This window comes from Candidatus Coatesbacteria bacterium (genome assembly GCA_014728225.1).
Classification (GTDB): Bacteria; RBG-13-66-14; RBG-13-66-14; order RBG-13-66-14; family RBG-13-66-14; genus WJLX01.
Window position 1 is genome coordinate 1 of sequence record WJLX01000134.1, and the last position, 16,129, is coordinate 16,129.

Annotated in this window: 16 protein-coding genes and 1 tRNA gene; 12 read left to right on the forward strand and 5 right to left on the reverse strand. The window is 62.9% G+C overall.

Annotated elements, in window-relative coordinates:
- Positions 1-255 (forward strand): IS1595 family transposase (locus GF399_09550; GenBank protein MBD3400564.1); only part of this gene is annotated, 255 nt, incomplete at its 5' end.
- Between the two features lie 126 nt (positions 256-381).
- On the opposite strand, the gene GF399_09555 is transcribed toward GF399_09550, so the two are convergent.
- Positions 382-466: transfer RNA gene (locus GF399_09555), tRNA-Leu, on the reverse strand.
- 23 nt (positions 467-489) lie between these two features.
- Here GF399_09555 and GF399_09560 point away from each other — a divergent pair.
- A complete protein-coding gene (locus GF399_09560; protein MBD3400565.1) occupies positions 490-1,281 on the forward strand; it encodes an MBL fold metallo-hydrolase in 792 nt (263 codons plus the stop codon).
- A gap of 320 nt (positions 1,282-1,601) precedes the next feature.
- Here the strand turns inward: GF399_09560 and GF399_09565 are convergent, their stop codons facing one another.
- The gene (locus GF399_09565) at positions 1,602-2,111 is read right to left on the reverse strand and encodes a hypothetical protein (GenBank protein MBD3400566.1); all 510 of its coding nucleotides are present in this window, start codon (positions 2,109-2,111) and stop codon (positions 1,602-1,604) included.
- Positions 2,112-2,196: 85 nt separating this feature from the next.
- Positions 2,197-3,279 (reverse strand): redox-regulated ATPase YchF, encoded by a 1,083-nt coding sequence (gene ychF / locus GF399_09570; protein ID MBD3400567.1) that lies wholly within the window; start codon positions 3,277-3,279, stop codon positions 2,197-2,199.
- Positions 3,280-3,695: 416 nt separating this feature from the next.
- Between ychF and GF399_09575 the strand changes: the two genes are divergently transcribed.
- Positions 3,696-4,328 (forward strand): DNRLRE domain-containing protein, encoded by a 633-nt coding sequence (locus GF399_09575; GenBank protein MBD3400568.1) that lies wholly within the window; start codon positions 3,696-3,698, stop codon positions 4,326-4,328.
- Between the two features lie 124 nt (positions 4,329-4,452).
- Here GF399_09575 and pta read toward each other — a convergent pair whose 3' ends face one another.
- On the reverse strand, positions 4,453-5,448 hold the full coding sequence (pta, locus tag GF399_09580; protein MBD3400569.1) for a phosphate acetyltransferase: 996 nt from the start codon (positions 5,446-5,448) through the stop codon (positions 4,453-4,455).
- 210 nt (positions 5,449-5,658) lie between these two features.
- Here pta and GF399_09585 point away from each other — a divergent pair, with 210 nt between their 5' ends.
- The 9 genes from GF399_09585 (at position 5,659) to trmD (ending at position 14,131) form a co-directional block, all read left to right on the forward strand.
- The gene (locus GF399_09585; GenBank protein ID MBD3400570.1) at positions 5,659-6,558 is read left to right on the forward strand and encodes a hypothetical protein; all 900 of its coding nucleotides are present in this window, start codon (positions 5,659-5,661) and stop codon (positions 6,556-6,558) included.
- Positions 6,559-6,587: 29 nt separating this feature from the next.
- A complete protein-coding gene (gene recN, locus GF399_09590; GenBank protein MBD3400571.1) occupies positions 6,588-8,276 on the forward strand; it encodes a DNA repair protein RecN in 1,689 nt (562 codons plus the stop codon).
- Between the two features lie 95 nt (positions 8,277-8,371).
- On the forward strand, positions 8,372-8,713 hold the full coding sequence (locus GF399_09595) for a hypothetical protein (GenBank protein MBD3400572.1): 342 nt from the start codon (positions 8,372-8,374) through the stop codon (positions 8,711-8,713).
- 165 nt (positions 8,714-8,878) lie between these two features.
- Positions 8,879-9,433 (forward strand): hypothetical protein, encoded by a 555-nt coding sequence (locus GF399_09600; GenBank protein ID MBD3400573.1) that lies wholly within the window; start codon positions 8,879-8,881, stop codon positions 9,431-9,433.
- 95 nt (positions 9,434-9,528) lie between these two features.
- Positions 9,529-10,488: a Holliday junction branch migration DNA helicase RuvB gene (gene ruvB, locus GF399_09605; protein MBD3400574.1), complete on the forward strand. Its 960-nt coding sequence runs from the start codon at positions 9,529-9,531 to the stop codon at positions 10,486-10,488.
- Entirely contained in the window at positions 10,485-11,303 is an 819-nt protein-coding gene (locus GF399_09610; protein ID MBD3400575.1) for a glutamate racemase, read from the forward strand. Before ruvB ends, GF399_09610 begins: the two co-directional genes overlap by 4 nt.
- Before the next feature lie 9 nt (positions 11,304-11,312).
- The gene (locus GF399_09615; GenBank protein ID MBD3400576.1) at positions 11,313-12,095 is read left to right on the forward strand and encodes a hypothetical protein; all 783 of its coding nucleotides are present in this window, start codon (positions 11,313-11,315) and stop codon (positions 12,093-12,095) included.
- Positions 12,096-12,315: 220 nt separating this feature from the next.
- Entirely contained in the window at positions 12,316-13,452 is a 1,137-nt protein-coding gene (locus GF399_09620; GenBank protein ID MBD3400577.1) for a hypothetical protein, read from the forward strand.
- 1 nt (position 13,453) lies between these two features.
- Positions 13,454-14,131 carry a tRNA (guanosine(37)-N1)-methyltransferase TrmD gene (gene trmD, locus GF399_09625; GenBank protein ID MBD3400578.1) on the forward strand — a complete coding sequence of 226 codons (678 nt, stop codon included), beginning with the start codon at positions 13,454-13,456 and terminating at the stop codon, positions 14,129-14,131.
- An 84-nt stretch (positions 14,132-14,215) separates the two neighbouring features.
- On the opposite strand, the gene GF399_09630 is transcribed toward trmD, so the two are convergent.
- Entirely contained in the window at positions 14,216-16,108 is a 1,893-nt protein-coding gene (locus tag GF399_09630) for a tetratricopeptide repeat protein (GenBank protein MBD3400579.1), read from the reverse strand.
- Positions 16,109-16,129 lie beyond the last annotated feature (21 nt).

Consider the following 16,129-nt stretch of genomic DNA (forward strand, 5'->3'; position numbering starts at 1 on the left):
AAAGCCTATAACAAGCTCTCGCTCAACGGTTTCCCTCACAAGCGCATCAGCCACCAACAGGATTTCGCTGATGGACGGACACATATCAACGGCCTCGAGAACTTCCGGGGCTACGCCAAACGACGGCTAAAAGCCGACCACGGCGGCTTCAAGCACAGCTTCGGACTCTTGATCACTGAACGGTCGTTCAGCTTCAACCATCGAGACGCCGATAACACGCTATACATTCTCAGGAGCATGCTTCGCGCTTGTTGATAATCAGGTGATAATCACATAGGTTAACTTCCACTAAGTGACCCCATGCTTAGCTAGTATCGATGACAAAACCGACGACGCCCGGGCGCCGTCGGTTGACTAGACTGCGGTTTCATTTGGCGTTAATGGTGCGAGAGGCGGGATTTGAACCCGCATGGCCGGAGCCACTGGATCCTAAGTCCAGCGCGTCTGCCAATTCCGCCACTCTCGCAAGCCAGCGCAGGGTAGTTTAACATACCTGTCCGACGGGCGACTCATCTACGCCGCCCGAGCAAGCTGATAATCTCAACCATTTTAGTGTACAATGGTGAGCTGGGCAGAACCGGCGGCAACGGCCGAACAGAACGAATCCCCCACACCGGCCGGGAGAAGCGGAGGAACAAGGTGCGTCTGACCATCGTCTACGACAACACCACCCGCCGCGACGATTGCGGCGCCGACTGGGGCTTTTCCTGCGTCGTCGAGGCCCACGGACGACGGCTGCTCTTCGATACCGGCACCAAGGGCGAGCTGCTCCTGGCAAACATGAGTACCCTCGGAATCGAACCCGCCTCGATCGACGAGGTCGTCATCTCCCACGAGCACTTCGATCACCTCGGCGGCCTGCCGGCCTTCATCGACCGGCGGGGCTCCCTGCCCGTCCACCTGCCCCGCGGCTGCCCCAAGCCCGCTGGCGACGCCGGGTTCTCCTGGGTCAACCACCAGGCCGTCGAGCTGGCCACCGGTCTGCAAAGCACCGGCACCCTCGGCGGTATCGAGCAGGGCTTGGTCGTCGAGTTGGAGCGCGGCGTCGCCGTCATCGTCGGCTGCTCCCACCCCGGCGCCGACAACCTGCTCGAGGCCGCCCGCGCAGTCGGTGAACCCCAGGCGTTGATCGGCGGCCTGCACGGCTTCCGCCGCCTGGGCGCCCTCAAGGGACTAAAACTCGTCTGCCCCACCCACTGCACCGTATTCAAGGGCCGCATCCGGCACAGCTTTCCGACAGCCTACCGCGCGGGCGGGGTGGGAACAGTCATCGATCTCTAGCCGGCCCGCCTTCGACAACCCCTCAAAAAACCCGCCCCGAGCCCACCAACGGCTCGATCAATACCGACGCCGGAACTGGCACGGTTTTTGCATCTCGGCGACCGTTACGGACTATTGTAACGCTGCGCCTCTGCAAAAACCGTGCCAGTTCCGGCGTCGGCTTGTTCGATTGTCTAAGAGCTCTCAGGGGGTTATTGAGGGGTTGTCGAAGGCAACCGGCGAGAGCATCCGCTGTGGCGCAGCGGCGCTGATTAACGACGGCGGGTACCCGCCCGTCGGGGTTCTACGTATACTCCGTTTTTGAAGCCATGGCTGTGGTGCTAACCTTCCATCGTCCATTCGCGCACGCCGAACCAGTGTCCGGTGCCGTTGATGTAATCGAGCTGGGCCTGGAGCAGTTCGAAGTGGGCGGTTTCCATCTCGACGAGTTGTTCAAAGGTTTTCCTCACCTGTTCATCGGTGCACTCTTTTGCCTGGACGGAGTAGAACTCGATGGCGGCGCGTTCCTGGTCCATGGCGGTCTCGATGGCCCCGAGCATATCGGTGCCCTCACGACCGCGGGTGCGTTCGGAGACGGGATCCAACCGGGGAACGAGCTGGGAGACGGTATTGTGGGTTATCTTACGCGCGGTGACTTCATTTTTATCGAGGGCCTGCTTGAGCTGTTTGCGCAGGATGTCGAAATGGTCGACTTCTTCCCGGGCCAGGGTGATGAACATGTTCTTGCCGGTGATGTCCTCGGTCTCCCGGGCGAACTCGAGGTAGGTGGTGAAGCCGGTGATCTCGGATTCGAGGGCTTGATGCAGTGCCTCGACGACGGTGATGCCCATGAGGATCCTCCTCGGAGGGGTGACTTGTTTTCGTCGACATCCATTATACTACGCCGTCGGTCGTTGGGTTCCAGCGGTATTTTCATCAAACCTGGAAACGGAAGTAGATGATGTCGCCGTCGGCGATAGGGTAGTCCTTGCCCTCGGTGCGGTAGAGACCGTGCTGCTTGAGCTCGGTGTATGAGCCGTGCTCGCGTAGGTCGTCGTAGGCGGCCACCTCGGCGCGGATGAAGCCCCGGCCGATGTCGGAGTGGATGACTCCGGCGGCCTCGAGGGCGTTGGAGCCCCGGCGAACGGGCCAGGCCCGGGCCTCCTTGGGGCCGGCGGTGAAGAAGACGAGCAGCTGGAGGGCGTCGAAGCAGGCCTGTACCGTGCGTTCCAGGGCGCCGGTGGGAACGTCGAATTCCCGGCGGAACTCGGCGGCCTCGTCGGCTTGCAGCTCGCGGATCTCGTTCTCCAGCTTGCCGTGCAGAACGACGGGTTCGGCACCGCAGACCTCGCTGATCCGCTCCCCGTCGGTCTTCAGGTCACGGCCGTCGACGTCGGCGTTGAGGACGGGCACCAGGGGCTTGAGGGTCAGCAGGCCCAGGTTGCGGGCCACGGCGAGCTCGACGGGTCGCAGCTCCAGTTCGGCGACCCGGGTTCCGGCCTCGAGGGCGGTGCCGAGCCGTTCCAGCGCGGCCTTCTCTTGCTCGACACGCTCGAGTTCCTTCTTGTCGCTCCGGTTGATACCTTTATCGACGTTGCTCCGGCGTGTGGAGACGGCCTGATGGTCGACTACCGTCAGTTCGAGGAGGAAATCTTCGAGATCGCGGACGGGGTTGACGCTGCCGGCGGGGTGGGGCGCCGCAGGATCCTCGAAGGCCCGCAGGACGATCAGCAGGGCCTCGGCCCGGCGCAGCTCGGTAATAAAGCGGGCGCTGACGGCGGTTTCGCCCTCACCGGAGGATAGACCGGCCACATCCAGGTACTCGATCTGACTGTAGGTTTTTTTGGCCGAGCCTTCGAGTTCGTAGAGCCAATCCAGCCGTTCGTCGACGACGTCGACGACCGCGCGGTTGAGTCGCACGCCGCCGCCGTAGCCGTGGAGATCGTGGTCGGTGCCGGTCAGGGCGTTGAAAATGGTGGTTTTACCGGACTGGGGCAGGCCGCAGATCCCGATGCGCATCGTTTCCTCTTCACGGTTAACGGATGGTTGATATCGCCGGGCAGTATAGCAGCCGTCGCTTCGGCTGTCGAGGACGGTTGTCGAGCGCGGTGGGGTGTTTGCGTTGCTTGAGGCGTAGTAAGCGTTAGCTGACTTCCACCGGATCCGGTCAGACCCCTGGAAAAACCCGCCGTCGGCAACCCCGAGCGACCGGCGATCCCGCACCGCCGGAACCGGCACGGTTTTTGCATCTCGGCGACCGTTACGGCTGCTGTTAACGGTCCGCCTCCGCAAAAACCGTGCCGGTTCCGGCGGCGGCGGTTTGCACCCGGGCGTCTTTCTTGGAAGCGGGTTTTTCCAGGGGTGGCGCCGGGCCGTTGCTTGACTCCCGCCCTTTGGCGGACTATAGTTTGATAGTTGTCACAAGGGAGGTCAGAATGCGTTACGTTTTGTTAGCGGTGGTGTTGCTGGCGGGGGTGTGTCCGGCGAGCTTCGAGGTCACCCTCCAGCCCGATGACGACGAGGGGAACGATTCGTGGACGGCTATGTCTTGGCCAGACTGGAACGACGGAGACAATACTGATTTTTATGTTTCAGATTCAGTCGAAGATCCTTGGTACGCCTTTATCGAGTTCCGCGAGCTGGATGATTACGTGGGCCAGGGCCATACGGTGCTCTCGGCGGAGCTGTGGCTGACGGTTTTTGAGTGGGTATCCCTCAACTACGAAAGTCAAATCTGGATCGCTCCAGTGGATGCTGACTGGGAAGAAATGACCATCACCTGGAACAACCAGCCGGGTATCTACGAGACGTACGCTGTTGAAAGAAGCTTTGAAGAGCCGGAATATGGAGAGGAATACTTTGTATCCTTTGATGTGCAGGATATTGTTCAGGCATGGTTGAATGAAGATATTCCACAATATGGAATTCGACTATATGATGGATATATGCAGGCAATATCAAGTGATTCAGGTTACTATGTATATAGAAGGCCAAAGTTAATCTTTACACTGTCGGGAACAAATGTTATTAATACAAGCCATGGACAGATTAAGGCACTATTTCACTAATAACACTTTTTAATATAATAAGAGGCTCCCGATATATGGGAGCCTCTTATTGCATGTCTCGTTTTAATCTACTGCTTCACCAGCTTGATCAAGCAGACATGGCGGACGGCGGACGGCGCCGGGCTCAACCCAACTGGCAGATGGTGATCGCCGCGGTGTTGACGATATCGTCGACGTCGGCGCCCCGGGACAGATCGGAGAGCGGTTTGGCGGAGCCCTGGAGGATCGGTCCGACGGCCTCGGCGCCGGCCAAACGCTGGGTCAGCTTGTAACCGATGTTGCCGGCGTCGAGGTCGGGGAAGATCAGCACGTTGGCCTTGCCGCCGAGGGTCGATTCCGGGGCCTTGCGGCGGGCCACCCCGGGGATCAGGGCGGTATCGAGCTGCAGCTCGCCGTCGACGGGGGTATCGGGCAGGCGCTGTTGAACGAGCTCCGTGGCCCGCTGGACCTTTTCGACGTCGGGATGCTCGGCGGAGCCCTTGGTGGAGAAGCTGAGCAGGGCCACCCGGGGCTCGACGCCCAGCAGACGGCGCATCGTCTGTGCCGTGGCCACGGCGATATCAGCCAGCTTGGCCGGATTGGGGTTGGGGTTGACGGCGCAGTCGGCGAACAGCATCACCCCGTCGGCACCGAAGGCGGGGTCGGGGTGGACCATCAGGAAGCAGGAGGAGAGGATCTTCATCTCGGGGGCCATGCCGACGGTCCAGAGGGCGGCGCGGATGACGTCGGCGGTGGCGGTTGCGCAGCCGGAGACGCAGGCGTCGGCGTCACCGGCGGCCAGCATGGAGTTGCCGAACAGCACGGGGTCCTTGACGGCCCTGACCGCCTGGTCGAGGGTCAGGCCCTTGCGCTTGCGCTTCTCGTAGATCCGGGTGGCGTAGACGCCGAGACGTTCATCCTTGGCAGGGTCGACGATATCGGCGGGTTCGACGTAGACATCGGCCTCCCTGGCCAGGGCGATGATGGTCTGGGAGCTGCCGATCAGGGTGACGCGGTCGGCGAGCCCCAGCTCCTTGACGGCGGCGTAGGCCCGGACGACGCGTCCGTCGTGGCCCTCCGGCAGTACCAGGTGGGCCTGTTTTTGCTTGGCTTTGTCACGGATTTGTTCCAGTATCTGCATTCGACACCTCTGATAGTGTAAGCACCCTCGTTGACAGCTCGGCGAAACGGCGTTAATCTTAACTCCACATTCGCCCACCGTCAACGCATCGTCGGCCTTCATCGGCGGCGGGTTTTGCCAGTTGCGCGGCGGCGTAGTAAACTTGACGCAGCCTAGGCCGTTAGTCCATTCACCCACGGCCGCCCGTCGGCCGTCCATTCCCGGGCTTCCATGACCGAAAAAACCCGTCTCCAGCTCCGGCATGTGGGTTTGGTGGTCAACCCGACCAAGCCCCGCTCAGACGAACTGGCCGAGCGCATCCGCCGCTGGGCCGATAACCGCGGGTTGCTGATCACCGAGCGGATGCCCGAGCAGAACGCCAATCCCGCCGATATGGTCCAGCGCCAGTTTCCCGGCGCCGGCGTCTACGACGAGCGACTGGCCGACAGCGACCTGCTGCTCAGCCTGGGCGGCGACGGCACCCTGCTGACTACGGCCCACGCCGTGGGTTTCGCCCCGATACCGATTCTGGGGATCAACCTGGGCAACATGGGCTTTCTGGCCGAGGTCTCCTCGGAGGAGCTCGAGCGGACCCTGGACGCCCTGGTGGACTGCGAGGTGCCCATCGACCGCCGGCTGGTGCTGGAAGCCGAGATCGAGCTGGCCGACGGCCGGCGGGCCGTCTTGCGGGGACTCAACGACGTCGTCCTGCACCGCACCCCGCTCAACCCGATGAGCCGCGTCGACATCTACATCGCCGGCGACTATCTGGGTACGGCGCTGGGGGACGGCGTGATCGTGGCCACGCCGACGGGCTCGACGGGCTACTCCCTCTCCTGCGGCGGTCCCGTGCTGACGCCGTGGTTCGACGGCTGCGTGCTGACGACGATCAGCCCGCACAGCCTCAACCTGCGCCCCCTGGTCTACCCGGCGGACAACGTGCTGGAGATCCGCCCGGCGGACCGCGAGGAGATGATGGTCGTCGTCGACGGCCAGTTGGGCCTGCGGGTCTGCTGCCATGACAAGCTGCGCGTCTACCGCAGCGAGCGCGACGTGCGCCTGATCGGCGTCGACGGCCAGAGCTTCTTCCAGGTCCTGCGCGACAAACTGCACTGGGGCCACAACCACTAACCCGAGCCGCCGCGGCGGCCCTCGAGACCATGCTGACCTACCTCGCCGTGCGCGATCTGGCGACGATCGCCGACCTGGAGCTCGAGCTGGGCCCGGGACTGACCACGCTGACCGGGGCCACCGGAGCGGGCAAGAGCGTCCTGGTGGGCGCCCTGGGGCTGATACTCGGCGAGCGCGCCGACAGTGACGCCGTGCGCACGGGCTGCGAGCGGGCCGAGATCAACGCCGTCTTCAGCGGCGTCGAGCTCTCCCCGAATCTGCGCGAAGAACTGGGCCTCGACGAAGGTCCCGAGGAGCTGATCGTGCGCCGCCGCCTGTCGGCCAAGGGACGCTCGCGCTGCTGGCTCAACGGCTCCGTGGTCCCCGTCTCCACCCTGGCCGCCGTCGGCGATCACCTGATCGATCTCCACGGCCAGCACGAGCACCAACTGCTGCTCAAGACCGAATTCCAGCTCGAGCTGCTGGACGCCTTCGGCGGGCTGGGCGGGCTGGTCGAAGCGGTGCGCGAGGCTTTCAACGCGGTTCAGCGGAGCCGGCGGGAGCTCGACGAGTTGGAGGGCGAGGCCGCCGCCGATGAGCGCCAGCTCGATCTCTGGCGTCACGAACTCGAGGAGATCGAGTCCGCCGCCTTGGAGCCCAACGAGGAGGAGGAGCTGCTGGCCGAACGTAGACGGTTGCGCTCCGTCGTCGAGCTGGGTGAGGCCGCGACCACGGCGCTGCAAGCCCTCGGCGAGGCCGAAGACAGCGCCCTGGACCAGCTGGATCTGGCCCGCCGCTCCCTGGAGGGGCTGGCCGAGCTGGACGAAGAGCAGGCCGCCCTGGCCGAGGAGGCCGCCCAGGCCCGCTTCACCGTCGAGGGTCTGCTGGACCGCTTGCGTGGCTACCTGGCTGAGCTGGAAGCGGACCCGGCGCGCCTCGAGGCCGTCGAGGGCCGCCTGGCCCTGATCGGACACCTGAAACGCAAGTTCGGCCCCGGCGTCGCCGAGGTCCTCGAATACGGCGGCTGGGTCGCCGACCGGCTGCGCGCCCACAGCGACCGCGGCACCGCCCTGGCCGAGAAGCGCGCCGCCCTGGAACACAACCGCCAGGCCTATCTGGCCGCCGCCGCCGAGTTGAGCGGAGGTCGCCGCCGCGCCGCCGCCGAACTCGCCCCCCGGGTCAACGAGCTCCTCGCCCAGCTCGGCTTCGCCGGCGAGGCCTTCTCCACCGCCGTCGAGCTGCGCCGGGGCGACGACGGCTGGACGCGAGTCGACGGCGAAACCAGCCGGGCCGCCGCCGCCGGACTGGACGAGGTCGAGTTCCGGCTGGCCGCCAATCCGGGCGAGGCCCCCCGCCCCCTGGCCAAGGTGGCCTCGGGCGGCGAGATCTCCCGGGTCATGCTGGCCCTCAAGCGAGTGATGGGCGAGCGCTACGGCGTACCGACGATGCTGTTCGACGAGATCGATTCCGGCATCGGCGGCCACGCCGCCGGGGTGGTGGCCGAGCTGCTGGCCGAGCTGGCCGAGCGGCGCCAGGTCGTCGCCATCACCCATCTGCCCCAGATCGCCGCCGTCGCCGAGCGTCACTTCCGGGTCAGCAAAGACTCCAGTGCCGGGCGGACCTTCACCGCCGTCGAGCGCCTGGACGACGACGGCCGCATCGACGAGCTGGCGGCGATGCTGGGCGGCGGAGAGAGCGCCGCCGAGCACGCCCGCCGTTTGCTGCAGCGCGGTGCCTGACGCCACTGCTTCACCGAGCGCCCGAACCTCCTGCTTTGTAACCGCTCGTCGCCGTCAGTCGGACCGTCCTCGAGCGGGGGGCGCCTAGGCGGAGCTTGCGACCCGAACGCTGCCCGGTGCCGGCCAGCACCGTCGACCTGGAGCGTCACCACCCCCGATCCGTTGACTCGGATCCGGCCGAACTCGGACTGACCGACCGCCCCGTCGTCGGCCACATCGGTCGGCTGACACGCTGGCAGCGCGTCGAGAACCTGTCACACGCCGCGGCCCAGCCGTGTCGAACCCGCCATCCAGGGACGACGGCCCTGATCGTCGACGCGGCCCATCCCGACCAGGAGCCCGGTTACGAGGCCGAGCTGCGGGCACTGATCGCCGAGCTGGACCTCGGCGACGGCGTCAACGGTCTGCTGTTGCCGTCGCTGATTCAGCGGCCCTGATCCGGACCCCGGAGCTCCCGAAGAGTGATGGGGAGACCGCCGCCCGTCTGGCGACCATCGCCCGCCGCGTCGCTGAATGCCGCGATCTGCGCTCTCAGGTGCACCCGCTCAGCCAAGCGCTCGATCAACTGACCCCGCCGCGACCCCGCTGAAGGCGGTTTGCCGATGAAAACCCCGCTGCTGCGTTTCGTCCTCGCCGTTGCGGCCGCCCTGGCGGCGGGCGGCTGCTTCAGCCTGCCCGAGGGCCAGAACCCCGACCTCTCGACCCCCGAGCTGGCCCTGGAGTACCTGGAGAACAGCTACAACGGCTACAACCCCGGCGGCGTCCAGTTCCTCCTCGACGAGGAGTTCGTCTTCTACTTCAACGAGAACGAGGTCGGCGACATCGTCGACGGACACGTGATGCCCGGCTCCTGGAATAACTACGACGAGGTCCGCTGCAGCGAGAAGCTCCTCGACACCGACAACAGCGTTTTCCTCAATCTGGAAACGGCCGGCGCTCCACCCGGCCAGGGTGACTACGTCGAGAGCGATTGGCTCTACTACAGTCTCGACGTCAGCGACGCCGAGGGCGACAACTACCACGCCGAGGGCCAGGCCAAGTTCGCCTTCGCCCGCGACGCCGACAAGGGCTGGCTGATCCAGACCTGGTTCGACTACGCTCTGCCCGCGACGCCCCACTCCTGGAGCACCATCAAGCTGCTCTTCCGTTACCGCTGAACCGTCCTCCCCGAGGAGCCCCCTTGCCCTCCACCCGCCTGACCGACCCCCACCTGCAGCCCGAGGACGTCATCGAGCGCGGTCTGCGGCCGCGCATGCTGGAGGACTTCGTCGGCCAGCGCCGCGTCGTCGAGCCGCTGCAGGTGTTCATCGAGGCGGCGCGCCAACGCGGCGAGGCCCTCGATCACGTCCTGCTCTCCGGGCCGCCCGGGCTGGGCAAGACCACCCTGGCCCACATCCTGTCCGGCGAGCTGGGCGTTGAGCTGCAGAGCTCCTCGGGACCCGCCCTCGAGCGCCCCGGCGACCTGGCCGGCATCCTGACCGCCCTGGGCTCCGCCGACATCCTGTTCCTCGACGAGGTCCACCGCCTGTCCACCGTGGTCGAGGAGTACCTCTACCCGGCGATGGAGGACTATCGGTTGGACATCGTCATCGACTCCGGCCCGGCGGCGCGGACCGTCAAGCTGGAACTGGAGCGCTTCACCCTCGTCGGCGCCACCACCCGGGCCGGTCTGCTGTCGGCCCCCCTGCGGGCCCGCTTCGGTGTCGTGTTGCGCCTGGACTACTACCCGCCGGAGGAGATCGCCGCTATCATCCGCCGCTCCGCCGGCATCCTCGAGGTGGCCATCGACGACGACGGTGTCGGCGAGATCGCCCGTCGCAGCCGGGGCACCCCCCGGGTGGCCAACCGCCTGCTGCGCCGGGTGCGCGACTTCGCCCAGGTGCGCTCCGACGGCGTCATCGACGCCCCGACGGCCGACGACGCCCTCGACCTGTTGGGCATCGACGCCGCCGGATTGGACGAAATGGACCGCCGGATCCTCGAGATCCTCTGCAAGCGCTTCGGCGGCGGGCCCAGCGGACTGAAGACCATCGCCGTCGCCGTCGGTGAGGAACCCGGCACTCTCGAAGAGGTCCATGAACCCTTCCTCATCCAGCAGGGCTTCCTCCAACGCACACCCAAGGGTCGGGTGGCCGCCGAGCGCGCCTGGCGCCACCTGGGTCTCGAGCCCCGCGGCGGCGGGCAGCTCCGCTTCAACGGGACGAACAAATGAACGCCAGCACCGCCCAGTTACCCGTCGGCGTCTTCGACTCCGGCGTCGGCGGCCTGACCGTCGCCCGGGCAATCGCCGACCGCCTGCCCGGCGAGGTCCTGCTCTACCTCGGCGACACCGCCCGCGTACCCTACGGCGGCAAATCCCCCGCTACCGTGCTGCACTACACCCGCCAGGCCCTGGGCTTCTTCGCCCGGCGCGGCGTCAAGCTCGTCGTGGTGGCCTGCAATACCGCCTCCGCCGCCGCCCTGCCCGAACTCGCCCCCCGCAGCTCCGTGCCCCTGGTCGGCGTCGTCGAACCCGGCGCCCGGGCCGCCGCCCAGCGCACTAACGGCGCCGTCGGCGTCATCGGCACCCGCACCACCATCGCCAGCGGCTCCTACGAGGCCGCCCTGCAACGCCTGAAACCCGACCTGACCATCCGGACCCGCCCCTGCCCCCTCTTCGTCCCCCTGGCCGAAGAGGGCTGGCTCAGCGGACCTGTGCCCCGCTGGGTGGCCCAGAGCTACCTCGAACCGCTCAAGGCCGCCGGGATCGACACCCTCGTCCTCGGCTGCACCCACTACCCCCTGCTCAAGGGCGTCATCGCCCAGGTGATGGGCCCCGGCGTCGGGCTGGTCGATTCCGCCGCGGAGACCGCCCGCGCCGTGGCCGAGCTGCTGGAGTCACGAGGCTTGTTGAGCCCCGACGGCGCCCAGCCCGAGCATCGTTTCTTCGCCACCGACGTCTCCGACGCGCTGACGGCTCTGGCGGGGAAGTTCTTCGGCCGGCCGATCGAGAAGCTGGAACCGGCGGAGCTGGAGGGGGAACAATAAGGAGACACTATGCGACGGTTTTACCTGGCAGTTGTCATCTTCATGGTTTGCGCCGGTGTCATGCCCCTTGCCGCTGAAGGCTTGTCGCAGAGCGGTGAATACAAAGACCTCTTCGCCGAGCCTCCCCAAGACGGCCTGCCCTTCGACTCGATCGATACCATCGATGAAAATGAGCTGGCGGAGCTGGTCCGGGAGGTGACCGAGTACCACTATGATTTCAGCTGTACGGAGTTCGATACGATACCCCTGATGGCACCGGATGGCGAATATCGGGCGCTGGCTGTACTCTTCAGTGTTGATCCAGAGTTGGAGGATACCCACGAGGCACTGCTGGAGATGCACAAATCGCAGCTCGAAGCCGAGTCAAAAAGCGAGGAGCTACGAAACACTGATCTAGGTGCTAGTGAGGACTATTTTTATCAGGCCCACAACCATCGAACAAATATAGCCAGCTATTATACATTCATGGTTGGCAGCATTAATGGAACCTTAATGCCAATTGGAGTACATAATCATAATATATTCTTGTCCACTGATGAATCAGCAGAAGCAGTTGATAAAAAATATATATTTACTAACTACTGCATAATACCTAACATATACGAAACAGACCCCAGCGCTTTTAATTACGATATTACTCGTAGATATAAATATCTCGATAATATAGTATGGACTGACTCATTTATACCAGAGGATATAATAAAAAACTATGGCTGGTTATACTATATTGATTCTGATTGGCGAGAATGGCATATACCCAGAAACGCATTGGATAAGACACTAAACGACTAAGACAACAACTTCGTAAGTAACTTTAGCTACTAATCGACATCGTCACCCTGCATTCTCTTTATTGACCGAGCAGCAGGAATCCAGTGGTCTTGCCCCGGCGGCGCGAAACCCGAACACAGCGTCTTCGCCACCGACGTCTCCGACGCGCTGACGGCCTTGGCCGGGAAGTTCTTCGGCCGGCCGATCGAGAAGCTGGAACCGGCGGAGCTGGAGGGGGGCTATGAATAAAGAGGAGATATATCGGGAATTGTTTGGAGAACACAATAAAACCGATATGACTCCAAGACGATATAATGAGTCTTTATATAGTTTTTACTGCAGAACGGGAAGAGCCGGATTTGAAAAGGCGAGAGAGTTCATTTGTAGTGAAATTGAATATTATTCTGATGACGATAAGAATGAATACATCTCAAGAATCACGAAGGATCATGATCTTACATCTTCTTCCTTCGAATTAATCATTAAGCGCTTCATTGAAAAGCATAATTACAGAGTTATCCATCATGCATCAGTAAATAATATTAACTCAAAACCAGATTTTTATATAGTGGATAAAAATGCTTATCTAGAATGCATATGTATAAAGGAAAAAGAGGCGATTGGAACAAATAAAATTGAACAACATCGTTTTGAAGAAGAGTTAACTCGTCTTTTACAAAAAGGTGATTACTATATACATATAGAATTTGATAAATTTTATATTCCGAAAAATCTTAGCATAAAACAACATATAAGAAGTATTAAAGAGTGGATAGAAAGTTGTATAAAAATAAAAGCTAGAGATAATATATATTACATCCCAAATACATCTATTCAGCTTATATTTTATTATAAAAAGGGATATAATGGGCCGCTAATACCAACAGTAGGTAGCGGTATCGTATGTATGGGTAATATTAATGAACGAACGCGTGATAAATTATCTAAAAAGGCCAATAAGGTTAAAGGCATCGATACGCCATACATAATAGCATTTAATAGTTTGATGGGTTATACAAAACAGGGAGATATATTAGAAATGCTATATGGTGATATAGCAATAAATTATAGGATTAGCAGTAACGGTCGTTCACTTGAAACGAAAAATGTACGTTTAAGTAACGGATTGTGGCATTATAATTATGCACCAAATTATTCAAGAATATCAGGTATAATTGTATTCAAACGGCTATATCCAGACTCATTTCTATCATCAGACCCTACACTATATATTAATCCTTTTGCTAGTAAACCAATAAATAGTGATGTCTTCAACTGTAAAGTGTGTTATATCAATGAAAAGAAAAGTTTAGAAACAAAAGAAGGCAAACCCCTACACGAAATCCTCGATATGCCGCCGAACTGGCCTAACGACTGATATGCTCACCATCGACATCGTCACCCTGCATCCGCGGTCCGTGGCCGCCTACCTGGAGACCAGCATCCCGGGTCGCGCCGAGGCCAAGAACCTGGCCCGGCTGCGGGCGCGCAGCCTGCTGGACTGGTGCGGCGGCGACCATCATCTGGCCGACGGCCTGCCCTACGGCGGCGGGGCGGGGATGATCCTGCGGCCGGAGCCCTTCTTCCGGGCGGTGGATGAGCTTAAGGGTCCGCAATCGAAAGTGATCCTGACCGACGCCGGCGGGCGGGTGCTGGACAGTGACCTGGCCAAGGAGTTCTCGCTGGAGCGGCATCTGATCTTCCTCTGCGGCCACTACAAGGCCATCGACGAGCGGGTGCGCGGCCTGGCGGACCTGGAGGTCTCGCTCGGCGACGTGGTGCTGTCAGGGGGCGAGCTGGCGGCCCTGGCCTGTGCGGACGCGGCGGTGCGCCTGCTGCCCGGGGTGCTCTCCGACGCCGAGGCGGCGTTGACCGACTCCTTCGAAGGCGAGGGGCTGCTGGACTGCCCCTGGTACACCCGGCCGGCGGTCTTCCGGGGGTTGGAGGTGCCCGAAGTGCTGCGCTCGGGGGATCACGGGGCGATCGAGCGCTGGCGGCGCGACAAGGCCCTGGAGCGCACGAGGCGCCGGCGTCCCGACCTGCTCGAGGATTCCTAGTTCGCAATCATAGCCACTCCCCAGCTCCAGTCTTCGCTATGAAAAACGGCCCCCCGGGGGCCGTTCGTTTTGCTTAAGCGGTGGTCAGCCGGTGATCGAAGGCGGGTGTTCCGGATCGTAGAGGGGGAGCTCCTGGGGCTCGACACCGTCGGCACGCAGGGCCTCGGCGACGGCGACCAAGGTCCGGGCGAGGGTCTCGGCGTCGATGGGGGTGGCCTTGAGGGTCTGCTGGCGGTCGCGCACGGCGTGAAGATAGATGTAGGCGGCGGCCGGGCGGTCAGCGTCCAGGGCTAAACGGGCCAACTGGTGCAGCACCCGCAGCTCGCGCAGCATCAGGCCCTGAGCGGTGTAGAGGTTGTGCGCGCGCCGCAGGGCGCCCTCGGCGGCGGCGTAATCACCCCGACAGCGGGAGACCCAGCCCCGGCAGAACTGGAACAGGGCCTCTAGGATGGGGGAGGCCAGGCGATCGAGCAATCGACGGGCCCGTTCGAGCAGCTCGACCGCTCGGTCGGTGTCGCCGCTCTCGGCCAGGGCGGCGGCACGCTGGGTCAGGGCGCGCAGCTCGTTGTGGTGTTCCTTGAGGCGGCCGTAGAGTTCGGCGGCCTGGCGCAGGCTCTCGGCGGCCGCGGACCACCGGCCCCGACCCAGTTGCAGGCGGCCGATGTTCAGCCGGTCTTCGGCCTCCAGGGTGGGCGAGCTCAGGCGCAGGTTGATCTCGAGGGAGCGCTGGAGCAGATCGGCGGCGCGGTCGAAATCGCCCAGCTCGAGGGACACCAGACCCAGGTTGGCGAGGGCGTGGGCCTCGGTACGCGGGACGTCGAGTTCTTTGGCGAGTTTGTATGAGCGGTGGGCCAGGTTGGTGGCCTGCTCCACCCGACCCAGCTCGAGGTTGGCCAGCGCCAGGTTTGCCAGGGAGATGGCCTCGTCGTGCCGGCAACCCAGGCGGTTGAAGATGGTCAGGGCCTGACCGATGGTTTCCCCACAGTCGTGCAGGCGCCCCTGACGGTAATGTACCAGCCCAAGGTTACCAAGGATGCGTCCTTCGGAGAGCTGGTTGCGCAACCGGCGTTCGTAGGTCAGGGCTTCCCGGTAAGAGCGCAGCGCTTCGGCGTCGCGGCCGAGTTTGAAGTTGATCACCCCGAGGTTGTTGAGCGCCTTGGCGACGGCGCGCTCGTCACCGTGTTCCCGGCTGGATCTCAGGCTGCCCGCGAAGGCCGTCAGGGCGTCTTCGTAGTCGCCGCGCCGGTAATAAACCGCCCCCAGGATGGAGTAGAAAAGAGCCACCAACCGGCGATCCTCGAGCTCGGCGGAGCGTTGAAGCCCGCCGCGCAACAGGTCGACGGCCTCGTCGTAGCGACCCTTGGCCTGCAGCACGTCACCGATCCGGGCCAACTGATGCAACTCGCCGCGGGGGTGGTCGAGGATGCGATAGAGATCGACGGCCCGTTGATGAGCCTCGAGGGCGGCGGAGTAATCGCTGGACTGGAAGTGTATGCGGGCCAGGTCCTGTTCCAGCCGGGCCGCCAGCCACAGCTCGCGCTCATCGTTGACCGCGCCGAGGGCCTCGTCCAGCAGGGCGACGGCCTGCCGGCCGCCTCCGGCCGCCGCGGCGGCCAGGGCCTGCTGTCGCAGACAGCGCAATTCGAGGCGGCGTGAGCCCAATCCCCGGGCCAGCTCCCGAGCGTATGACAACACGTGGTCGGCGGGATCGTAGTTGTCGCGTCGGGTCTCGCACAGACCGACACCCAGCAATCCCTCGATCTCCAGGGCCTGACGGCCGAGGCTGCGGGCCAACTGGATGACGGCCTGATAGTGCTCCAGCGCGCGGTCCCAGTCGCCGCGTCCGGAATAGATCCAGGCGGTATAAAGATCGACGGCGGCGCGTTCCACCTCGTCGACGACCGATTCCCGCAGGGTCTGGCGAACCCGCATGGCGCGACGCCAATCCTCTTCAACCAGGGCCTCGACGAGGTTCAACCGTGGTTCCCGCAGCTCCTC